The 20,737-nt window shown below is 65.4% G+C and carries 19 protein-coding genes and 1 pseudogene; 9 read left to right on the top strand and 11 right to left on the bottom strand.

Annotation, left to right across the window (positions count from 1 at the left end; genetic code table 11):
* The 5 genes and pseudogenes from I6N89_RS25845 to I6N89_RS21615 all read left to right on the top strand — a co-directional run.
* Positions 1-85: pseudogene (locus tag I6N89_RS25845) on the top strand (integrase); the annotation flags it as partial.
* A 269-nt stretch (positions 86-354) separates the two neighbouring features.
* On the top strand, positions 355-861 hold the full coding sequence (locus I6N89_RS21630; protein WP_207020497.1) for a MarR family winged helix-turn-helix transcriptional regulator: 507 nt from the start codon (positions 355-357) through the stop codon (positions 859-861).
* A gap of 82 nt (positions 862-943) precedes the next feature.
* A complete protein-coding gene (locus tag I6N89_RS21625; protein ID WP_207020496.1) occupies positions 944-2,008 on the top strand; it encodes an HlyD family secretion protein in 1,065 nt (354 codons plus the stop codon).
* Complete coding sequence (gene rbbA / locus I6N89_RS21620) at positions 2,005-4,740, top strand: ribosome-associated ATPase/putative transporter RbbA (protein WP_207020495.1); 2,736 nt, start codon at positions 2,005-2,007, stop codon at positions 4,738-4,740. Before I6N89_RS21625 ends, rbbA begins: the two co-directional genes overlap by 4 nt.
* A 1-nt stretch (position 4,741) precedes the next feature.
* A complete protein-coding gene (locus I6N89_RS21615) occupies positions 4,742-5,854 on the top strand; it encodes an ABC transporter permease (protein WP_207020494.1) in 1,113 nt (370 codons plus the stop codon).
* A 112-nt stretch (positions 5,855-5,966) separates the two neighbouring features.
* Here I6N89_RS21615 and I6N89_RS21610 read toward each other — a convergent pair whose 3' ends face one another.
* From I6N89_RS21610 to I6N89_RS21585, 6 genes are all read right to left on the bottom strand, one after another.
* Positions 5,967-6,920: a LysR family transcriptional regulator gene (locus tag I6N89_RS21610; protein WP_207020493.1), complete on the bottom strand. Its 954-nt coding sequence runs from the start codon at positions 6,918-6,920 to the stop codon at positions 5,967-5,969.
* Positions 6,917-7,897 carry an ABC transporter ATP-binding protein gene (locus tag I6N89_RS21605; RefSeq protein WP_207020492.1) on the bottom strand — a complete coding sequence of 327 codons (981 nt, stop codon included), beginning with the start codon at positions 7,895-7,897 and terminating at the stop codon, positions 6,917-6,919. The genes I6N89_RS21610 and I6N89_RS21605 overlap by 4 nt, the downstream gene beginning before the upstream one ends.
* A complete protein-coding gene (locus tag I6N89_RS21600) occupies positions 7,890-8,891 on the bottom strand; it encodes an ABC transporter ATP-binding protein (RefSeq protein WP_236016770.1) in 1,002 nt (333 codons plus the stop codon). Before I6N89_RS21600 ends, I6N89_RS21605 begins: the two co-directional genes overlap by 8 nt.
* 1 nt (position 8,892) lies before the next feature.
* Positions 8,893-9,789, bottom strand: a complete 897-nt coding sequence (locus tag I6N89_RS21595) for an ABC transporter permease (RefSeq protein WP_207020491.1) — start codon at positions 9,787-9,789, stop codon at positions 8,893-8,895.
* 10 nt (positions 9,790-9,799) lie between these two features.
* Positions 9,800-10,810: an ABC transporter permease gene (locus tag I6N89_RS21590; protein ID WP_207020490.1), complete on the bottom strand. Its 1,011-nt coding sequence runs from the start codon at positions 10,808-10,810 to the stop codon at positions 9,800-9,802.
* Between the two features lie 94 nt (positions 10,811-10,904).
* The gene (locus tag I6N89_RS21585; RefSeq protein ID WP_207020489.1) at positions 10,905-12,482 is read right to left on the bottom strand and encodes an ABC transporter substrate-binding protein; all 1,578 of its coding nucleotides are present in this window, start codon (positions 12,480-12,482) and stop codon (positions 10,905-10,907) included.
* 385 nt (positions 12,483-12,867) lie between these two features.
* Between I6N89_RS21585 and I6N89_RS21580 the strand changes: the two genes are divergently transcribed.
* From I6N89_RS21580 to I6N89_RS21570, 3 genes are read left to right on the top strand one after another with little or no spacing between them, the layout of a single operon-like run.
* Positions 12,868-13,989 (top strand): DUF917 domain-containing protein, encoded by a 1,122-nt coding sequence (locus I6N89_RS21580; protein WP_207020488.1) that lies wholly within the window; start codon positions 12,868-12,870, stop codon positions 13,987-13,989.
* Entirely contained in the window at positions 13,986-15,542 is a 1,557-nt protein-coding gene (locus tag I6N89_RS21575; RefSeq protein WP_207020487.1) for a hydantoinase/oxoprolinase N-terminal domain-containing protein, read from the top strand. The genes I6N89_RS21580 and I6N89_RS21575 overlap by 4 nt, the downstream gene beginning before the upstream one ends.
* Complete coding sequence (locus I6N89_RS21570) at positions 15,539-16,219, top strand: AroM family protein (protein ID WP_207020486.1); 681 nt, start codon at positions 15,539-15,541, stop codon at positions 16,217-16,219. Before I6N89_RS21575 ends, I6N89_RS21570 begins: the two co-directional genes overlap by 4 nt.
* Before the next feature lie 42 nt (positions 16,220-16,261).
* Here I6N89_RS21570 and I6N89_RS21565 read toward each other — a convergent pair whose 3' ends face one another.
* A complete protein-coding gene (locus tag I6N89_RS21565; protein WP_207020485.1) occupies positions 16,262-16,603 on the bottom strand; it encodes a hypothetical protein in 342 nt (113 codons plus the stop codon).
* Between I6N89_RS21565 and I6N89_RS25840 the strand changes: the two genes are divergently transcribed.
* Positions 16,540-16,878 (top strand): helix-turn-helix domain-containing protein, encoded by a 339-nt coding sequence (locus I6N89_RS25840; RefSeq protein ID WP_207020500.1) that lies wholly within the window; start codon positions 16,540-16,542, stop codon positions 16,876-16,878. The two genes, I6N89_RS21565 and I6N89_RS25840, sit on opposite strands and share 64 nt — an antisense overlap.
* Here the strand turns inward: I6N89_RS25840 and I6N89_RS21555 are convergent.
* From I6N89_RS21555 to I6N89_RS21540, 4 genes are all read right to left on the bottom strand, one after another.
* The gene (locus I6N89_RS21555) at positions 16,875-17,657 is read right to left on the bottom strand and encodes an ABC transporter permease (protein WP_236016769.1); all 783 of its coding nucleotides are present in this window, start codon (positions 17,655-17,657) and stop codon (positions 16,875-16,877) included. The genes I6N89_RS25840 and I6N89_RS21555 overlap by 4 nt on opposite strands.
* A gap of 2 nt (positions 17,658-17,659) precedes the next feature.
* A complete protein-coding gene (locus I6N89_RS21550; RefSeq protein ID WP_207020483.1) occupies positions 17,660-18,499 on the bottom strand; it encodes an ABC transporter permease in 840 nt (279 codons plus the stop codon).
* Between the two features lies 1 nt (position 18,500).
* Complete coding sequence (locus I6N89_RS21545; protein WP_207020482.1) at positions 18,501-19,550, bottom strand: ABC transporter ATP-binding protein; 1,050 nt, start codon at positions 19,548-19,550, stop codon at positions 18,501-18,503.
* Positions 19,551-19,633: 83 nt separating this feature from the next.
* Entirely contained in the window at positions 19,634-20,671 is a 1,038-nt protein-coding gene (locus tag I6N89_RS21540; protein ID WP_207020481.1) for an ABC transporter substrate-binding protein, read from the bottom strand.
* Between the last annotated feature and the right edge of the window lie 66 nt (positions 20,672-20,737).

The following is a 20,737-nucleotide window of genomic DNA, read 5'->3' as shown; positions in this document are numbered from 1 at the left end:
GAGACTGAATGCGACACCGCGAAAATGCCTCGAATGGCGCACGCCTACCGAAGCCTTCAGAGAAGAAATGGTGAAACTGAGATAGCGGAGACTGTCGCAACCACCCTTGAGCTCACAAAGGTGGATTCACATCCGAAGTGCAAATTCTGTGTCAAGACAGAACGTCGCACGCAGGATGACGAATGGGACTCTGTGGACATCCACCGCATCAGTTCAATCGTTTGGAACAACATGACATTTCAGAAACTGCACTTCAGCGTGCGTTCACGGATACAGCAGGCAACGCGGCGTTTTTCGTCATGGTGACCCTAAATCTATCTTCACAATAAAGTATCTTTTTTGTTAAGATAAAGAATGTCCGGTAGATCAGACAGATATGAGGTTGTGCGCCTGGTGGGCCAGGCGCTGCTGCGCTTCATGCAGCAGATCGAGGCGGTTTATGAGCAAAGCGCGCAGTCGAGCGAAATGCACTCGACCGATTTCCGGGCAATCTGTCTTCTTGCGGAATACGAGGCCCCGATGAGCCCGACAGAAATGGGTCACGCGCTCGGTCTGACTTCGGGTGCGGTCTCTGCCCTGCTTCTGCGACTGGAGAACGCCGGGATGATCTCCCGCCGGCCGAACCCGAAGGACCGTCGCGGGGTGCTGATCTCGCTGAACGAAGGCGCCGCCGCGCGGTCTTTGCGGGACTATACCGCGCTGCACACGCATTACACGCAGGTCACGGACGAATTCACCACGGCGGAGCTGGAGGTGGTGGCACGGTATCTGGAAAATATCCGACGTGTCACCACAGGACATCTCGCCATTTCAGAGACGGATCGCGCCGAGCTGCGCCACAAGATCGCAGGCATGGAATGACCTCTGGCCTGTACCATCGCAACGAGACCGGAAACAGTCAGACCGACCGTGGCTTCCCGCCTGTCCAGACATGAGGATATAAATGAAACTGCAACCGAAATGGCTGGCTCTTGGAGCCGCTCTCGTGGCGCTCATCGGCTGGATGGCCTTTCAGGGACTTTCGACAAACGGGCAGCCGGAGGGGCTCGTGAGCGCCAATGGCCGGCTCGAGGCTGTGGATATCGACATTGCGGGCAAAACCGGCGGTCGGCTGGAGGATGTTCTGGTCTCCGAGGGGGACTTCGTCACCGCGGGCGACGTGCTGGCGCAGATGGACACCACCGAGCTTACCGCGCAGCGCGCCGAGGCCGCCGCGCAGCTGCGCCGGGCAGAGATCTCGGTGGAGACGGCGAAAAGCCTCGTGGCGCAGCGGCAGGCGGAATTCGACGCCGCCGAGGCGACCGTCGAATTGCAGCAGGCCGATCTGGATGCCGCCGCCACGCGCCTGGAACGCTCCGAGCGCCTCGCCGAGAGCAACACCGTGTCGCAGCAGACGCTGGACGACGACCGCGCCGCCGAACGGCGCGCGCGCGCCGCGCTGGCCTCGGCGCAGGCGTCGCAGGCCGCCGCCAAGGTGGCCATCGGCTCTGCCGAGGCGATGATCGTCGATGCGCAGGCCGCGGTCGAGGCGGCGCAGGCCTCGGTGACCCGGATCGAGGTGCAGATCGAAGATGCCACGCTCACCGCGCCGCGCGACGGGCGGGTGCAGTATCGCCTCGCCGAACCGGGCGAGGTGCTGGGCGCCGGCGGGCGGGTGATCAACATGATCGACGTCTCCAATGTCTATATGAGCTTCTTCCTGCCCACCGAAGAGGCCGGCCGTATCGGCATCGGCACCGAGGTCCGGCTGGTCATGGATGCCGCGCCGGAAATCGCCATTCCGGCCAGCGTCTCCTTCGTTTCGGATGTGGCGCAGTTCACCCCGCGCACCGTCGAAACCGAGCAGGAACGGCTGAAACTGACCTTCCGGGTCCGCGCCCGGATCGACCCGGAGCTGTTGCAGCGCTATATCACGCAGGTGAAGACCGGTCTGCCCGGCATGGCCTATGTGCGCGTCGACCCGGAGGCAGAGTGGCCTGAGTCCCTTCAGCAGACGCTCGCCGAATGACCACGCCTTCCGCCATCGCAGAAATCCGCGATGTCAGCCTCTCCTACCGCAAGGTGCAGGCGCTCGACAGCGTGTCCACGGATATCCCTTCCGGCCAAATGGTCGGGCTGATCGGTCCGGACGGGGTGGGCAAATCCAGCCTGCTGGCGCTGATCTCCGGCGCCCGGACGATGCAGGAGGGCACGCTGACCGTTCTGGGCGGCGACATGCGGTCTGCCCGGCATCGCCAGCAGGTTTGTCCGCGCATCGCCTATATGCCGCAGGGGCTGGGAAAAAACCTCTACGAGACGCTGTCGGTCTTCGAGAACGTGGATTTCTTCGGGCGGCTCTTCAATCAGGACCGCGCCGAGCGTGAGGGCCGGATCGCCGATCTACTGCGCGCCACCGGGCTGGAGCCGTTTCGCGACCGCCCGGCGGGCAAACTCTCGGGCGGGATGAAGCAGAAGCTGGGGCTCTGCTGCGCGCTGATCCACGACCCCGACCTGCTGATCCTCGACGAGCCAACCACCGGCGTCGACCCGCTGTCGCGCCGGCAGTTCTGGGATCTGATCGACCGCATCCGCGCCGGGCGCCCCGGCATGAGCGTGCTAGTGGCAACCGCCTATATGGAAGAGGCGGCGCGCTTCGACTGGCTGATCGCGATGAATGCCGGGCGGGTGCTCGACACCGGCGCGCCCGACGCGCTGATGGCGCGCACCGGCACCGATACGCTCGACGCCGCCTTCATCGCGCTTCTGCCCGAGGACGAGCGCGCGGCACATAAGGAAGTGGTGATCCCGCCGATCCGCAAAGAGGACGGCGATTACGCCATCGAGGCCGAGGGGCTGACCAAGCGTTTCGGCGATTTCACCGCCGTGGACCGGGTGAGTTTCCGCATCCCCCGGGGCGAGATCTTTGGCTTTCTCGGCTCCAACGGCTGCGGCAAGACCACCACGATGAAAATGCTCACCGGGCTGCTGGAGGCAAGCGACGGCACCGCGAAGCTTTTCGGCAAGGAGGTGGATCCGCGGGACATCGCCGTGCGCCGGCGCGTGGGCTATATGAGCCAGGCGTTTTCGCTTTATGGCGAGCTGACCGTGGCGCAGAACCTCGACCTGCATGCGCGGCTGTTCAAGATCCCGCCCGAAGACATTCCGGGCCGCATCGACGAGATGGTCGCCCGCTTCGATCTGGGCGAGGTGCTGAATTCCCGCCCCGACGCGCTGCCGCTGGGGCTGCGTCAGCGGCTGTCTCTGGCGGTGGCGATGATCCACGCGCCCGACATCCTGATCCTCGACGAGCCGACCTCCGGCGTCGATCCAGTGGCGCGCGATGCGTTCTGGCAGAGCCTCGCCGACCTGTCGCGCAACGACGGGGTGACGATCTTTGTCTCGACCCATTTCATGAACGAGGCGATGATGTGCGACCGTATCTCGCTCATGCATGCGGGCCGGGTGCTCGTCTCGGACCGGCCGGCGCAGATCGTCGCGGACTCCGGCGCCGAGACGCTGGAAGAGGCGTTCATCGCACATCTGGAAGAGGCCACCGGCGAAACTCTCACCGAAGAGGCGCCCGAGGCCACCCCGGGCGCCTCGGCACCGCATGAGCCTGCCTCCGGCCCCGCGACCTTCGGGCTTCGCCGGATGCTGAGCTATGCGATGCGCGAGGCGATGGAGCTGCGCCGCGACCCGATCCGCGCGGCGCTGGCGGTCTTCGGCTCCCTGCTGCTGATGCTGGTGATCGGCTACGGCGTCAATATGGATGTCGAGGATCTGCGCTTTGCCGTGCTCGATTACGACCAGTCCACGGTAAGCCGCGACTACATCGACCAGATTTCCGGCTCGCGCTATTTCATCGAAGAGGTCCCGATCACCAGCTACGCCGACATGGACCGGCGCATGCGCGCGGGACTGCTCGATCTCGCGCTGGAGATCCCGCCCGAGTTCGGGCGCGACATGCTGCGGGGCCGCGATGTCGAGGTCGGCGGCTGGATCGACGGATCGAACCCGACGCGGGCGGAAACCGCGATGGGCTATGTGCAGGGCATGCATCAAAGCTGGCTGAGCTCCGGCATGCGCGAGACCTACGGGCCAGCCGCGGTGGCGGGCGATTTCGGGCTGGAACTGCGCTATCGCTACAACCCCGACATCAAGAGCCTCGTGGCCATGGTGCCGGCGGTGATCCCGATCCTCTTGCTGCTCATTCCCGCCATGCTCTCGGCCCTCTCGGTGGTGCGCGAGCGCGAGCTGGGCTCGATCACCAATTTCTACGTCACCCCGGTGACCCGGCTGGAATTCCTGCTCGGCAAGCAACTGGCCTATACGGTGCTGGCCGCGGTCAACCTGATCCTTCTGACGCTGCTGGCGATCTTTCTCTTCCGGGTGCCCTTCACCGGCGATCTGGCCTTCTTCCTTCTGGCGGGCGTGCTCTATGTCTCGGCGGCCACCGCCATGGGGCTGGTGATCTCGGCCTTCGTGAAAAGCCAGCTCGCGGCGGTCTTTGCCACCGCGCTGGGAACGATCCTGCCCGCCGTGCAGTTTTCCGGCATGGTCACGCCCGTCTCCTCGATGGAGGGGGTCAGCGCGCTGATATCCAGCGCCTACCCCACCACCCATTTCATGACCATCTCGCGCGGCGCCTTTTCCAAGGGGCTGGGATTTTCCGAGCTGTCCTCGGCGCTCTGGCCGCTGGCGCTGTCGATCCCGGTGCTGATCGGCCTTGGCGCGCTCTTGATGCGCAAACAGGAGAAGTGAGATGGATCTGGGCAACGTCTTTCATCTCGGGATCAAGGAACTGCGCGGGCTGGCGCGCGACCCGATCATGATGTTCCTGATCCTGTTCTCCTTCACCCTGCAAATCACTGCGTCGGCGAACTCCGCCAGCGAGACGCTGAACCACGCCCCCATCGCCATTGTCGACGAGGACCAGTCGCCGCTCAGCCTGCGCATCGAGCAGGCGTTTCAGCCGCCGTTTTTCACCGAGCCCCGGCGCATCGGCTGGCACGAGATGGACCGGCGCATGGACGAAGGGCTCGACACCTTCGCGCTGGATATCCCGCCGGATTTCCAAGCCGATCTTCTGGCCGGCAAGCGCCCGGAGATTCAGCTCAATGTCGATGCCACCCAGATGGCCCAGGCGTTTTCCGGCGCGGGCTATGTTCAGACCATCGTGTCCGAGGAGGTCTCCGAATTCCTCGACGGCTATCGCGCCGATCCCCGCCCGCCCGCCGATCTGCAACTGCGCGCAAGGTTCAACCCCGAGCTCAACGGCGGCTGGTTTCAGGCGATCATGGGCATCGCCAACAGCGTGACCCTGCTGGCGCTGATCCTCGCCGGCGCGGCGCTGATCCGCGAGCGCGAACACGGCACGATCGAGCATCTTCTGGTGATGCCGGTCACGCCGCTGGAGATCATGATCAGCAAGCTCTGGTCGATGTCGCTCGTGGTGATCCTGGGCACGCTGTTCGCGCTGGTGGTGATGTGCAACATGGTGCTGGGCATCCCGCTACAGGGCTCGCTGGCGCTCTTCATGCTGGGGACCGCGCTGCATCTCTTCGCAACCGCCTCGCTGGGGATCTTTCTGGCGACCTTCGCGCGCTCCATGCCGCAATTCGGCATCATGATGATCCTCGTGCTGCTGCCCTTGCAGGTGCTTTCGGGTGCCCAGACCCCGCGCGAGTCGATGCCGGAGCTGGTGCAGAACATCATGCTCATCGCGCCCAACACCCATTACGTGATCCTATCGCAATCGGTGCTGTTCCGCGGCGCCGGGCTGGATGTGGTCTGGCCGCAAATGCTGTGGCTCACCGGGATCGCGGTGGTCTTTTTTGTGGTGTCCCTGCGGTCGTTCAGAGGGTTCCTGAGCTGATCCGTCAAAAGGGGCAGAACGGGCCCCGTATCACCATCGGCAGTCGGCGGGCGAGAACGGCGCTTGTTGGTTCTCCTCGCCGAACCCAGGGCTTGAGAGCGCGCGCACAGGCTTAGACATCGGAGCGGGGATGCGGGCGGCTGGCAAGTCCCTCGCCCTCCAGATGGTCGATCAGTGCGGCTTCGACCGGTGTCATGTGGCGCTCGAAGTCGATGACCGAGAACATGTCGACCAGCGGGGGCGTTGCATTAACCGGTATCTGCCACAGCCGTGTGCCGTAGCGGTGGGCGTGCCCCCGGGCCATGCAGCCGATGGCCCTGCCCTGCTCGATCAGCTCGACAAGATCCACGATGCCGGTGGTCGAGGCGATGAACCGCCCGCCGATGCCGTGACGCACCCGCCAGACCGCCAGCGCGGACAAGACGCCAGCGATATGGTCTTCCTCGTAGCCGACCACATCGGAGGCTGCGAGTAGCTCCGGGTCGACCTCCTGACGCCGATAAAGCGGATGGTCGGGCCCGCAATAGACGCCGAATTCCTGCGGGGTGAGCGGCTGGCTGCGCAGCCGCTGGATGGCCGGGTCGATCCGGGTGCAGAAGCCGACGGAGGAGGCACGCTGTTGCAGCGCCTGCGCCACCTCGTGGCAGGGGGCGGAGCGGATCGAGAAGGTGACGCTTGGGTGCTGGGCGCGGAACTCCTCCAGCACCGGCGTGATCCGGTCCATCTCCAGATGCGAAGAGCGGTGGATCACGACATTACCCGAGAGCGCCCGCCCGCCGGTGGCTCCGATATCGTTCAGCCGCACCACACCGCCATAGATTTCCAGCGCCTCGCGATAGACCGCCTCGCCGGCGCGGGTCACCACAAAGGTCTGCCCGCCGCCGCGTTCGACCAGACGCAGGTCAAGCCGCTCTTCGAGCCGGCGCAGGGCCGCCGAGACCGAGGGCTGCGAGACGTTGAGACGCTGCGACGCCGCCGTGATCGACCGCTCCTGCACGATCACCATGAAGGTGCGCAACAGGTTCCAGTCGAGCTGGAGCGCCAGCCGGTCGAGCGGAAAACTCATGTGGTCTGCATCTCCCCGGCGAAGTGGCAAAGCGCGGCATGGCCGCCGCCCGCCGCGACCCGCGGCGGCGGGGTGGTGTCGCAAAGCCCCTTGCGGGCCACGGGGCAGCGGGTGTGGAAGGCACAGCCTTTCGGCACGGCGGTGGGGCTCGGGATATCGCCGGTCAGGCGGGTGCGGTCGGGCCTGCGCCCGGCTTCGGGCACCGGGACGGCAGAGAGCAGCGCCCGCGTGTAAGGGTGGCGCGGATCGCTGAACACTTGCTCCACGGGGCCTTCCTCGACGATCTTGCCAAGATACATGACTGCGACCCTTTGGCAAAGGAAGCGGATCACGGCAAGATTGTGCGAGATGAAAAGCTGTGTCAGCGACGGGCGCTCGGCTCGCAGATCCTTGAGCACGCCGAGGATCTGCGCCTGCACCGAAACGTCCAGCGCCGAAGTGGGTTCGTCCAGCACCAGAAGGTCGGGATCGAGCACCAGCGCGCGGGCGATGCAGACGCGCTGTTTTTGCCCGCCCGAAAGCTCATGCGGAAAGCGGTCGTGAAATTGCGGCGGCAGGCCCATGGCGATCAGCGTTTCCGAGACCTTTTCGCGCAGCGCCCGCCCGCGCAGAGATGTGTTGAGGATCAGCCCTTCGGCCACCGCCCGGCGGATGGTCATGCGCGGGTTCAGCGAGGAATGCGGATCCTGAAAGATGATCTGCGCCTTGCGCCGCAAGCGCCGCAGATCGCGGCCCGAGGCATTCAGCACATCCAGCTCGCCGATACGGATCTCGCCATCGGTGGCGGGCACCAGCCGCAGCGCGGTCTTGCCGACGGTGGTTTTGCCCGACCCGCTTTCGCCGACGAGCCCCACAGTCTCGCCCGGACGCAGCGTGAGCGAGACGCCATCGACGGCACGCACGACCTGTCCATTGGCGAGCGGGAAATGGACCTTGAGATCGCGGATCGCGAGCATCGCGTCAGAGGTCTCAGACATGAGCGGCTCCTTCCGGCGCGGCGTCTTCGTAGAGCGTGCAGGCCACCCGATGCTGCGGGCCGACCGCGCGCAGCGGCACCGGTGCGGCGCAGGCCGCATGGGCCTGGGCGCAACGGCCCGCAAAGCGACATCCGGCAGGCGGATGCAGCAGATCGGGCAGTGTGCCTGGGATCGAGGCGAGGCGGTCCACCGGCTTGAACGGATGCGGCAGCGCGGCCAGCAGCCCCTGGGTATAGGGATGGGCCGGCGCATCGAAGATCCGCCCTATGGGCGCGTCTTCGACGATCTTGCCCGCATACATCACCGCCACGCGCGAACAGACCTGCGCCACCACGCCCAGATCGTGCGAGATCATGATCATCGCGAGGCCGAGATCTTCCACCAGCTCGGCCATCAGATCGAGGATCTGCGCCTGAATCGTCACATCCAGCGCCGTGGTGGGCTCATCGGCGATGAGCAGCTTAGGCTTCGCCGCCAGCGCCATGGCGATCAGCACCCGCTGGCGCATTCCGCCCGAAAGCTCGTGCGGATAGGCGCGGAACTGGCGGTCGGGGTTTGGCAGGTGGACCTTGTCCAGCATGTCGAGCGCGATTGATTTCGCCTCCGCCTTGCCGATGCGCCCGCCGGACTGCGCGCGGATCGCATCCACGAGCTGGGTGCCGACCCGGAAGACCGGGTTGAGATAGGTCATCGGATCCTGAAAGATCATCGCCACCTCGCTGCCCCGGATGCCGCGCAGCGCACGGTCGGACAGGCCCAGCAGCTCGCGCCCGTCGAGCCTTACCGAGCCGGAGGTGATCCGCGCCGGCGGCACCGGCACGAGGCCGAAGGCGGCACGGGTCAGCACGGATTTGCCGCAGCCGGTCTCGCCCACGAGGCCGAGCGCCTCGCCGGGTTTGAGTTGCAGGCTGACCTTGTCGATGGCGTGATAGGTGCCGTCGAACGTGTCGAAGACGAGCGAGAGGTCGCGGATATCGAGAAGCGGGGCCATCATGTCACCTCTGGCGCGGGTCGAGCACGTCGCGCAGCCCGTCGCCCATCAGGTTGAAGCCGAGCACCGTTAGATAGATCGCCATGCCGGGAAAGAAGGTGCACCACCACCAGTCGGGCAGATAAGCGCGCCCGGTGGAGATCATCGCCCCCCACTCGGGATAGGGTGGCTGCGCGCCGAGCCCAAGAAAGCCCAGCGAGGCGGCGCCGAGGATCGCCATGCCCATATCCATCGACGCCTTGACGATGATCGGCGACAGGCAGTTCGGCAGCACATGCACGAACACCACCCGCAGCGGCCCGGCGCCAAGCGCGCGGGCGGCGTCGACATAGGTCTCGTTGCGCTGGCTCAGGGTCTTGGCCTGCACGAGCCGGACGTAGCCGGGCCACCACACGAGGCTGAGCGCGACCATGGCGTTGAGAATGCCGGGGCCAAGCGCGCCGACGATGGCAATGGCGAGGATCAGGCCGGGGATCGACAGGAAGATGTCGGTGATCCGCATGATGGTTTCGGAGATCCAGCCGCCGGTCATGCCGGCGATGAGCCCCAGCGGTACGCCGATCAGGATCGCGATGCCGGTGACCGTGAGGCCGATTTGCAGCGTGGTCCGCGCGCCGATCAACACCCGCGACAGGATGTCGGAGCCGACCTGATCGGTTCCGAACCAGTGCTCGGGCGAGGGCGGCAGCAGCTTGGCGCCGAAATCCACCGCGCCATAGGCGTCTTCGGGATAGGGGGCGAGCCAGGGGCCGAAGGCCGCGACGAAGAGGAACAGCGCCACCAGCGCCAGCCCCAGCACCGAGGAGAAGGAGCGGCAATAGGTGCGCGTCAGGCGGCGGGTCTCGCGGAAACGCATCGGCGGCTTGGCGGGGACGGTTGCCGAGGTCGTGAGGTCGGTCATGGGGCCTCCGTCAGATCTGGTTGCGCACGCGCGGATCGAGCGCGGCATAAGCAAGGTCGATCACGAGATTGGTCAGCATGAAGGCCGCGCCCAGGATCAGCGTCACGGCCATGATCGGCTCGAAATCCGAGGAGATCGCGGCCTTGGCGGCGTAAAGCCCGATGCCCGGGAAATCGAAAACACCCTCGACCAGCACCGTGCCGCCCAGCATCCAGCCAAAGCGCAGGCCGATCATCGCCAGCGTCGGCAGGATGGCGTTTTTCAGCGAATAGACTGCGATGATGCGGAACGGGCCGATGCCCTGTGCGCGGGCATTGGTCACGTAATCGCGGCCCAGCACCTCCAGCATCTCGGCTCGATTGACGCGGATGATCGCGGCCAGCGCGGGAAAGCTGAGCGCGGCGGCGGGCAGGATCATATGCCAGAGCGCGGCGCCCGCCGTGGCCGGATCGCCCGCGAGCAGTGCGTCGAAGGTGATCATGCCGGTGATCTTGGGCGGTACGTCGTCAAAGATCCCGAGCCGCCCGCCAAGGGGAAACCATCCCAGATCCAGCGCCAGATACCATTGCAGCATCAGGCCCAGCCAGAACATCGGCAGTGCCACGCCGGAAACCGACAGCAGCCGGATCGCGTGATCGGGAACGCGGTTCTGGAACACCGCCGCCAGCACGCCGAGCGGCACACCCAGCAGAATGGCGATGAAGATCGAGAACAGCACCAGCTCGACCGTGGCGGGCAGGAATTGCGCAACGTCCTGAAGCACGGGCCGCCCGGTATAGACCGAGGTGCCGAGATCGCCCTGCACGAGCTGGCCGAGATAGATGCCGAACCGGATCGGCAGCGGCCGGTCGAAGCCCCGCTCAACGCGGATCTCCTCGACCATATCCGCCGAGGCGTCGGGACCGGCGGCGAGGCGCGCGGGATCGCCCGGCGCGACATTGGCGACGGTAAAGGTGATGACGGCGAGGCCGAGCAGCATCACCACCATCAGGCCAAGCCTTTTTGCGATCATCTTTCTCATGCATGCCTCGGACGGTCATGGCCCCGCGCGGCGGGGAAAGCGGCAAAGAGGCCGGGCGGTTGCGCCGCCCGGCCGAGGTTGGCCCTGGGGGAGATCAGGGCTGGATGAAGAGCGGGTAAAGATCGACCTCGCCGGTCATGCGGATCGGGCTGTCCTCGTAGCCATGCACATAGGTACGGTAGGCAAACTGGCGCTCGCGCATCATGCCGAAGATCTCCGGTTGCAGATCGGCGATACGCTGCTGGATCTCGGCGTAGATCGGCGCGCGCTCGTCCCAGTCCGAGAGCTTGCGGGCCTCTTCGATCATGCCGTTCAGCTCGGCATCGTCGAGGAAGTGCGAGCCGTAGTATTTCCCGTGGGAGTTCGGGTGATACTGGATCGCAACCGCATCGGGGTCGGTGGAAACAGGCGTCGAGAAGATCGCCATCAGGTCGGGGCTCTGCTCGACATCGCCGGCACGCGCGACCATGTTGGGCCAGGTCAGCGGCACCATCTCAAGCTCGATATTCAGCTCCTTGAGGCTGTTGAGCAGCGAAAGACCCATCTGGCGTTGCTGTTCGAGGCTCTGCACATAGACGTATTCCAGCGTGATGCCGCCCTCGGGCCATGCGGATTGCGCGAGGTATTCCTTGGCCTTCTCCATGTCCTGACGCGGCATGTCGATATCGACCTTGCCCCGGATCGCATCGGTGAAGGGCGACGTCTGAAGCGTGGCGTTGCCGTTATAGACCTGCACGAAGGTGTCGTAATCGAAGGCATAGGCGATGGCCTTCCGCAGATTGAGATCCGAAGTGTATTCGCCCTGTGTGTTCATCTTGAGGCCGAAGGAGGTGAGCGCCGGGGTCGAGGTGGTCTCGATATCCGGGCGTGCGCCCACCACTTGCAGCTCTTCGGGCGTCAGGTCGGTGACCAGATCCGCCTCGCCGGAAATCAGGCCCGCACGCTGCGAGGAGCTTTCGCGGATGAGCCGGTAGATGATGCCGCCCATGTCGTCATTGTCATATGGGAAGCCCTTCCAGTAATCGGGATTGCGCTTCAGCCAGTAGGACGTGCCCTGATCGAATTTTTCCAGGCTGTAGGGGCCTGAGCCGGCCTCGTGCTCGGTCAGCCACGCCTTGCCGAAATCGCCATCGACGACATTGGCCTCGACCTGCGCCGGGTTCACGATGAACCACCAGGGCAGGAAGGACAGGAAGGGTGCATAGGGGCGGTCGAGCGTGAATTCGACGGTGCCCTCGTCCAGCGCCTTGATGTTCTCGGCCTGAAGCACGTCGGAGAGCATCCAGGCGACGCCTTCGTTCATCTCCAGCACGCGCTGGTAGGAATAGACCACCGCCTCGGCGGTGACCGGGTCGCCGTTGTGGAAGGTCGCGTCGGGCGCGAGATGGAAGGTCCAGGTCAGCCCGTCTTCGGAGGTTTCCCAGTCGGTGGCGAGCCAGGGCTGCACCTCGGGCGGGTTGCCGGTGTATTTCACCAGCCCGTCATAAAGCGCCTGGGTCATCATGCGGATGGCGTAATCGTAGGATTGGCCGGGATCGACATGGCTGACCGCCTGGCGGCCGCCGATCACCATCCAGAACTTGCCGTCCTGCTTTTCCACCGCAGAGGCCGGAGCCGCGACGGCCAGCGCGGCCACCATGGCCAGCGCCGATGTCAAACGTGCGAATGTCATTGTCGTCTCCTTGTTGGGGCCCGATGCGCGAGCGCCGCGAGGCCGGATGCGTGACCCCTTCCAGCGGGGGCCTTTGTGGCACCATTGAAGTCAGAAGCCGGCGGAATGGAAAAACAGCCATTCCTGATAGGCATTATACGCGGGGCTTATGATGGGCGGGATCATTGCCCATTTTTCAGGCATATCCGCGGAATGTTGCCACCTGTTTGAGCATGGGCGCGCAGTTGAGCCCGGGGCCCCTCGGGAAAATAGCCTCGGCGGATCGTCAACATAGGCAAACGCTATTTGCGAAACGGCCCGCGCCGGGCGGACATGAAGGCCATAGCACAAACCGTGAGGCCGGTTCCCGCCCCTATATCCGGGACCGGCGCGAAAGGATGCCCGCATGACCACCTTGGCCCAGAGGAGCCCGAGCCAGACCCACCGAACCCTCTCCGCGGACGACATCGAGGCGCTTGCCGTCGGTGCCTGGATCCTCGGCACGGGCGGTGGCGGCGATCCCTATCACAAGCTGCTGAACATGCGGCTGCTCTACGAGGCGGGCCGCAGCGCCACCCTGATCGACCCGATGACGCTGGCCGATGACGCGCTTGTGGGGGTGCTGTCGAACATGGGCGCGCCGCTTGTCGGGCAGGAGCGTCTGGCCGATCCCGAATTCGCGCTGAAGCCGGTGCGGATGATGGAGGAATATCTCGGCCGCAAGTTCGACGCGGTCATGGCGCTGGAGATCGGCGGCGGCAACGGCGTGCATCCGATGATGGTGGGCGCGCTCACCGGCTACCCGGTGGTCGATGCCGACACGATGGGCCGCGCCTATCCGGAGGCGCAGATGACCTCCGTCGCGGTGGCGGGCCTGCGCTGCTACCCGCTCACCATGGCCGACATTCGCGACAACGAGATCATCTTTCCGCGCGCCGCCTCCTGGCGCTGGATGGAGCGCATCAGCCGCAAGGCCTGCACCGAGATCGGCTCTGTCGCGGCGACCTGCAAGGCGCCGCGCACCGGCGCCGAGGTGAAGCAGCACGGCGTGCTCTATTCCGTCTCCAAGGCCATCGCGCTCGGCACCGAGGTGCTGCGGGCGCGCGCCGAACATACCGACCCGATCGAGGCGGTGCTTTCGATCACCTCCGGGCAGCGCATGTTCACCGGCAAGATCGTCGATGTGGAACGCCGCGCGACCGAGGGCTTCCTGAGGGGCAAGGCCCGTATCGAGGGGCTCGACGCCTTTGCGGGCAAGGAGATGGTGGTGCATTTCCAGAACGAATATTCCGTCGCCTATCTCGACGGCGCGCCGGTGGTGATGACACCGGATCTGATCTGCCTGCTCGACAGCGTGTCGGGCGAAGGCATCGGCACCGATGTGCTGCGGTTCGGCCAGCGGGTGAGCGTGCTGGCGCTGCCCGCCCCGTCGGTCTTTCTCTCCGAGCAGGGGCTTGCCGCCGTGGGGCCGCGCGCCTTCGGCTTCGACCTCGATTTCACTTCGGTCTTCAAGGAGAACCAGGCATGAAACGGATCGGAATCGATGTCGGCGGCACCAATACCGATGCCGCGCTGCTCGACGGCGACCGGGTGGTTGCCGCGGTCAAAACCTTCACCACCGCCGATGTGACCACCGGCGTGCGCACCGCGCTGAAAGATGTCATCGCCAAGGCCGGGCCCGCCGCCGACGATGTCGTGGCGGTGATGATCGGCACCACCCATTTCACCAATGCCGTGGTCGAGCGGCGCAACCTCGGGCGCGCTGCCGCGATCCGCGTGTCGCTGCCCGCCTCGGCCAGCCTGGTGCCGTTCTGCGACTGGCCCAAGGATCTGGCGGCCAAGGTCAATGGTGGCATCTACCTGGTACAGGGCGGGCACGAATACGACGGTCGCCCGCTGATGCCGATGGACGAGAAGGCCGTCGCCGAAGCGGCGCGCAAGATCGCCGCCGACGGGGTCGGGGCGGTGGCGATCTCGGCCACCTTCTCGCCGCTCACCGCCGAATGCGAGGAGCGCGCCGCCGAGATCGTCCGCAACGAGGCGCCGGACGTTCATGTCACCATGTCCTCCACCCTCGGGCGCATCGGCCTGCTGGAGCGCGAGAACGTGGCGCTGATGAACGCCTCGCTGATCGGGCTGGCCCGCGAGACGACGCAGGCCTTTGTCGATGCGGTGGCCGATAGCGGGCTGGGCGCGCAGCTCTTCATCACCCAGAACGATGGCACCGTGGTCAAGGCCGAGGCCGCGCGCGAATATCCGGTGTTCAGCTTCGCTTCCGGTCCGACCAACTCGATGCGCGGCGCGGCGCTGCTGGCGGGGATCGAGAACGCGATGGTCTGCGACGTGGGCGGCACCACCGCCGATATTGGCTGCCTGGTGAACGGGTTCCCGCGCGAGGCCAACAATGTGGTCGAGGTGGGCGGCGTGCGTACCCTCTTCCGCATGCCCGATCTGCTTTCCATCGCAGTGGGCGGCGGCACCAAGATCGGCCGCGATCCGGTCACCGTGGGACCGGAATCGGTGGGCTACCGTCTGGCGCAGGAGGCCATGGTCTTTGGCGGCGCGCAGGTGACCGCCACCGATATTGCCGTCGCCTCCGGCCTGATCCGGCTCGGCGACACGAGCCGCGTGGCCGAGCTGCCGAAGGACTTTGTCGCCGCCGCGCTGAAGAAGATGCATGAAAACATCGCCGAGGGCGTCGACCGGATGAAGACCGACGCCACCGAAGTGCCGCTGCTCGCGGTTGGCGGCGGCGCGATGCTGATCCCCGACGCGATGCCGGGCATCTCCGAGGTGATCCATGTGGAGCATAACGAGGTGGCGAATGCCGTCGGGGCCGCCATGGCGCAGATCTCGGGCGAGACCGACCGGATCTATCGCGACATGGACCGCGACGAGGCCATCGCCCATGCCCGCGAAGCCGCCATTGACGCGGCGGTGGCCTCGGGTGCCGACCGCGCGACGGTCAAGGTGATCGACGTCGAGGATCTGCCGCTCTCCTACCTGCCGGGCCGCGCAATCCGCACCCGCGTTCGCGTTGTCGGCGATGCGGCGGCGATGCGCGCGGAGGTGCCCGCATGAGCGGCAAACCCGTTGTGGGCATGCTTGTCATCGGGCAGGCGCCCCGGCCCGCGCTGCTGGCCGAATTCGCCTCGGTGCTGGGTGACCGGGCCGAACTGAAGATGCTGGGCGCGCTCGATCATCTCGACGAGGCGGGGCTGGCCGCCGCCGCCCCGACCGCCGACCGTGACACGCTGTTTACAACCCTGCCCGACGGGCGGTCGGTGCTGATCAGCAAGGCGGCGGTCACCGAGGGGATGAAGCAGAGGCTGAAGGATCTGGAGGCCATGCAAGCCGCCGTCGCCATCGTCTGCTGCACCGGCAAGTTTCCGTCGCTCGAAGCGCCTGGCGTGCATTTCGCCTCCGACCTCGTGACCGGCGCGGTGGAGGGCTGCCTACCCGCGAACGGGCGGCTCGGGGTGTTTATCCCGAGCGCCGCGCAGGCCGCCGCTTGCGTGGACCGTTGGACCACCGCGACGCGCAGCTGTCACTGCGTGCCGCTGTCGCCCGGTGCCTCGGAGGAGGAAATCCGCGCCGCTGCCGTCGAGATGGCGGAGATCGGCCCGGACCTCGTGCTGCACGACTGCATCAGCTACACCTCCGCCGGCCGTAAAATCGCCGCCGCGATCCACAGGCGCCCTGCCCTTCTGGCGGCCACGACCTGCGCGCGACTTGCCGGCGAGCTGGCCGGGATCTGATCAGCGCGGCTCTTCGGTTCGAACGATCCCGCCCGCCCGCGCTCACCCCAGCGTTGCAACCGCCGCGATTGCGGTGAGCCGCTTTATGATGGAGGAGATCAGAACGTCTTCGGTCTTCACCAGAAGCCCGGTGATCGTTTTGTGCGGGCTGCGCGCGGAATAGATGGTGCGCGAAAGATTGATCCCGCGCACCTCGGCCGCCACGATGCTGCCGTTTCCGATCTCCTCCCAGACAGCGCCGAGCGACAGGATCGAACAAGCCGTGCCTTCGACGACCAGCGCCTTGATCAGCGAGAGCAGGTCGATGCGGGGCACGACCCCTGGGTGCATCAGCGGGCCGAGGGTCGGGTCGGTCACCTCGCGGACCATGCCGCGCGTGTGCAATCTCGATATCCGCCTGCTCTACACGCTCGACGCGATCCGGCGCGCTGACGCCGGCCGCCCAGCAGCTACATCTGAGCCAGCCGGCAATCAGCCACACGCTGCGGCAGTTGCGAGATATCTTCAGCGATCCGCTCTTAGTGCGGACCTCGGCGGGCATGACGCCCACGCCCAAGGCGAGCGCCCTGGCCGAAAAGATCCGGCATATCGAAGCCTTTCTTCAGCAGGCTGGCGGGTCACTCCGCACTTCAGCGTGGGTTCACAGAGGTTCACTTTAGAACTTGTGAACCTTCAGCCCCACGACCTTTTCGACGATGACCACGACGCTCACCGTTGCGACGATGGAGAGTGTCGAGACGGCCGCCGCCTCTGGGGTGTAGTTGGTCTTGAGATAATCGAAGAGCTGGATCGGTAGCGTCGCCGTGCCGATGGACTTCAGCAGCAGGCTGATGGTGAACACGTCAAAGGAAATCACGAAGGAGAACAGCGCGCCGCCGATCAGCCCCGGTTTTATCAGCGGCAACACGATCCGACGGAACCGCGTGAAAGGCCGCGCGCCCAGGCTTCGGGCCGCCATGGACCAGTCGGTGTCATAGCCTTCGAGCGAGGCAGAGACGTTCATGAAGACGAAGGGCAGCGTCAGCAAGACGTGACCCACCAGAAGTCCGAACATGGTCTTGGTGCCGATGCCGATATCGTAGAGGAAGAACAGCAGCGCAATGGCGGTCAGGATCTCGGGCAGCAACAGCGGCGACAGCGCCGCGACCCGGATCATCTCTTTCCGGCGGCCGGCGAAATGTACGTAGTAGATCGCCGCCATGGTGCCGATCACCACCGAGAACACAGTCGCCACGGACGCGATCCAGAGCGACGTGACGATGGCGCGCAGGAACACCTCGTTGTGAAAGAAGGTGACGTACCAGCGGAACGACAGGCCCTGTGGCGGAAAGGTCAGGAACTCTCCGGCATTGAACGAGGCCCCCACAACCACAAAGATCGGCGCCAGCAGAAACGCATAGACCAGCAGGCAGTAGAGATTGAGAACGGTGCGGCCCATGATCATTTCCACTTCATCCGTGTGGCCCGTGCAAAGAGCAGCACCGAGGCGCCGCCCAGCACCGAGAGCGTCAGCGCCAGCGCCGCGCCGAACGGCCATTGAAACGTGTCGATCATTGCGTCGACCACGGTCACGGCGGTGGTCTTGACCCGCAGCCCACCGATCAGCGCCGGCGTGACATAGGACGACAGCGCCAGAACGAAGACCAGAATACAGCCCGACTGGATTCCCGGCATGGCCAGCGGCAGCAGGATCCGGCGGATGACGCTCAGCCGCCGCGCCCCCAGCGAACGGGCGGCGGAGGCGACCGAGGGGTCGATCCCCTGCACCGCGCTCATGATCGGCAGGATCATGAAGGGCAGAAAGACATGAGTCAGCGCGATCACGATACCCAGCGTATTGTACATCAGCGGCATCGGGCCGTCGATCCAGCCCCAGCCCCGGAGGGTGCGGTTGATCACGCCGTTATTGCCCAGAAGGATCGTCCAGCCGTAACTGCGGATCACGATCCCCACCAGAAGCGGCGACAGCACGATACCGTAGAACAGCCCGCGCAGGCGCAGCTCCGGTCGGGCGAGCTGAAACGCCACCGGCAGACCGATGATGAGCGTCGCCAGCGTGGTCACCGCACCGATCAGCATCGTGTTCAGCGCCTGACCGATATAGAACCAGTCGGTAAAGATGCGGGCGAAATTGCCCAGCGTGTAGCCGTCGCCGTAGGGTGTGCCCTCGCCCGGAACGCGAAAGGCCGAGAGAAAGACACTGACATAGGGGATGGCCAGGAACACCGTCAGCAGGATCCCGGCGGGCAGCAGCAGCAGAAAGGCGTAGCGCTGCCGCATCTCAGTATTCCCGCCCGAGCTGCCAGAACCGTGCCGGATCGACCGAGAGCGAGACCTCCTGCCCGGTTTCGAACCGGTGGCGCGGGATGGTCTTGACGCTGGCGCGGCTGCCATCGGCGAAGCGCAGCACGTAATCGACGATGGCGCCCGAGTATTGCAGGCTTTCCACTGTCGCGGCGGTGCCCGGGCCGGCCCCGGCGGGGGCAATGTCGATCGCCTCGGGCCGCAGCGCCAGTGTCACGCTGTCGCCGACAGGCGGAACCTGCACCGGCACCGGACCGAAGGGCGTTTTGGCGGCTCCGGGACTCGCCGGATCGAGCGCCGCCTCGATCAGATTCACCTGGCCGACAAACCCCGCGACGGTGGCGGATTTCGGGCGCTCGTAGATCTCGGCCGGCGCGCCCGCCTGCGCGATGCGCCCGTCGAACATCACGACCACCAGATCGGACATGGTCATCGCCTCGGCCTGATCGTGGGTGACATAGATCGTGGTGATGCCCACCCGTTTCTGAAGATCGCGGATGAACACCCGCATCTCCTCGCGCAGCTTGGCGTCGAGATTGGCCAGCGGCTCGTCGAGCAGCAGAATGCGCGGCTCGATCACCAGCGCCCGGCCGATGGCGACGCGCTGCTGCTGTCCGCCCGAAAGCTGCGCCGGGTAACGGTCCGCCAGATGCGACAGCTGCACCATCTCCAGCGTTTCGCCGACACGGCGGGCGATCTCCGCCTTGCCGATCCGCCGCATTTCGAGCCCGAAGGCGAGATTCTGAAACACCGTCATATGCGGGAACAGCGCGTAGTTCTGGAACACCATGCCGATGTCGCGATCCTCGGCGGGCACCCTTACCATGTCCTGACCGTCAAAGGCGATCTCGCCGCGGGTGACCTCCTCGAAGCCGGCCAGCATCTTGAGCGTGGTGGTCTTGCCGCATCCCGAGGGCCCCAGCAGCGACACGAACTGACCGGTGGGAATGGTCAGGGAAATCGAATCCACCGCCGGCTTGCCACCGGCATAGATCTTGGTGAGCCGGTTCAACCTAACTTCGGTCATGGTCTGGTGCTGTCCTCATCGTGCCGGATGGCGGAACAGGGCCGCTTGGCGGCCCCGTTCGGTTGGTCTCGTGCGAACCCGGCTCAGCCGACTTCCTTGGCCCAGCGTTCGGAAAGCTCGGCCTGGTTCTCGTTCACGAATTCCCAGTCCCATTGCAGGATGGCGTTCATCGCCTCGCCAGAGATCGGCACCTGAGTCTTCAGCTCATCGGGCACCACCACCTTGCTGTTGGTGGGCGAAGTGTAAAACTGGCGCATCAGCATGTCCTGGATCTCGGGCGAGATCAGGAAATTCGCATAGGCATAGGCCAGCTCCTTATGCGGCGCGTTGGCAAGGATGTTGAGCGTCTGGTCGAAGGCCAGCACCCCTTCCTCGGGGATGGCATAGTCCACCGGCAGGCCCTGCCCCTTCAGCCGCACGATTTCGGCGAAATCGAAGGGCGCGATGGCGATCTCGCCCGCCGCCATGGCGGTGGAGAGGTTGAAATCCACCTGGATCACCTGCCCCAGCTCCTTGAGCGCGGCAAAGCCCGCATCCACGTCGTACTGGTCCTTGCCGAAGATCTTGGAAGCCAGAAGCAGCTCCATCTTGCCGGCGGAATTGGCGAAGTTGTAGAGCCCGATCAGCCCTTTCGTCTCGGGGTTCTCCCACAGATCCTTCCAGGCGGTCGGCTTGGTCGAGATCATGTCGGTGCGGTAGCCGATGCCGATAGGCGAGAACGTCCCCACCGCGCCATAACCGCCTGCGGTCTGGGCGATCGGGTAGAGATCGGCATAGTTCGGCATCTTCGACAGGTCGAGCTCTTCGAAAAAGCCCTCCTTGCGCAGGCTCTGGGCAAAGACCTCGTTGGTCATGACGATGGAATAGGGCGGCTCCTCGACCCCGGCGGCGCGCAGATTGGCACCGAAGACGCGGCCGTTGCCGACATCCAGCGTCACCTTGGCGCCGGTGGCCTCTTCGAAGGCCGGGGCAATGTGTTCGCGCCAGAACTGTTCCCAGACGCCGCCCAGGGTCGGCACGACCAGCGTTTCGCTGTCCTGCGCAAAGGCGTAACGGGGCATGAAAGCGCTCAGGCCCATGGCCCCGAGCGCTCCCAGAGATTGCCGTCTTGTGATGGTCATTTCGGTCTCCATGTTGGCATATTGGAAGGATCTGTTTCGATCCGGGCCCGGGATCTCTGCCCCGGT

Source organism: Salipiger abyssi, from assembly GCF_017311415.1.
Taxonomy (GTDB): Bacteria; Pseudomonadota; Alphaproteobacteria; order Rhodobacterales; family Rhodobacteraceae; genus Salipiger; species Salipiger abyssi_A.
Note: the sequence above shows the minus strand (reverse complement) of the source record. Positions and strands in the feature narration are given on the sequence as shown.

Excerpts from the sequence above, each read along its gene's own strand:
- I6N89_RS21570 (WP_207020486.1), top strand. The coding sequence starts at position 15,539 with ATGAGCGGCAAACCCGTTGTGGGCATGCTTGTCATCGGGCAGGCGCCC.
- I6N89_RS21595 (WP_207020491.1), bottom strand. The coding sequence starts at position 9,789 with ATGACCGACCTCACGACCTCGGCAACCGTCCCCGCCAAGCCGCCGATG.
- I6N89_RS21615 (WP_207020494.1), top strand. The coding sequence starts at position 4,742 with ATGGATCTGGGCAACGTCTTTCATCTCGGGATCAAGGAACTGCGCGGG.
- I6N89_RS21625 (WP_207020496.1), top strand. The coding sequence starts at position 944 with ATGAAACTGCAACCGAAATGGCTGGCTCTTGGAGCCGCTCTCGTGGCG.
- I6N89_RS21580 (WP_207020488.1), top strand. The coding sequence starts at position 12,868 with ATGACCACCTTGGCCCAGAGGAGCCCGAGCCAGACCCACCGAACCCTC.
- I6N89_RS21600 (WP_236016770.1), bottom strand. The coding sequence starts at position 8,891 with ATGATGGCCCCGCTTCTCGATATCCGCGACCTCTCGCTCGTCTTCGAC.
- I6N89_RS21550 (WP_207020483.1), bottom strand. The coding sequence starts at position 18,499 with ATGCGGCAGCGCTACGCCTTTCTGCTGCTGCTGCCCGCCGGGATCCTG.
- I6N89_RS21630 (WP_207020497.1), top strand. The coding sequence starts at position 355 with ATGTCCGGTAGATCAGACAGATATGAGGTTGTGCGCCTGGTGGGCCAG.
- I6N89_RS21585 (WP_207020489.1), bottom strand. The coding sequence starts at position 12,482 with ATGACATTCGCACGTTTGACATCGGCGCTGGCCATGGTGGCCGCGCTG.
- I6N89_RS21590 (WP_207020490.1), bottom strand. The coding sequence starts at position 10,810 with ATGAGAAAGATGATCGCAAAAAGGCTTGGCCTGATGGTGGTGATGCTG.
- I6N89_RS21540 (WP_207020481.1), bottom strand. The coding sequence starts at position 20,671 with ATGACCATCACAAGACGGCAATCTCTGGGAGCGCTCGGGGCCATGGGC.
- I6N89_RS21555 (WP_236016769.1), bottom strand. The coding sequence starts at position 17,657 with ATGGGCCGCACCGTTCTCAATCTCTACTGCCTGCTGGTCTATGCGTTT.
- rbbA (WP_207020495.1), top strand. The coding sequence starts at position 2,005 with ATGACCACGCCTTCCGCCATCGCAGAAATCCGCGATGTCAGCCTCTCC.
- I6N89_RS21575 (WP_207020487.1), top strand. The coding sequence starts at position 13,986 with ATGAAACGGATCGGAATCGATGTCGGCGGCACCAATACCGATGCCGCG.
- I6N89_RS21610 (WP_207020493.1), bottom strand. The coding sequence starts at position 6,920 with ATGAGTTTTCCGCTCGACCGGCTGGCGCTCCAGCTCGACTGGAACCTG.
- I6N89_RS21545 (WP_207020482.1), bottom strand. The coding sequence starts at position 19,550 with ATGACCGAAGTTAGGTTGAACCGGCTCACCAAGATCTATGCCGGTGGC.
- I6N89_RS21605 (WP_207020492.1), bottom strand. The coding sequence starts at position 7,897 with ATGTCTGAGACCTCTGACGCGATGCTCGCGATCCGCGATCTCAAGGTC.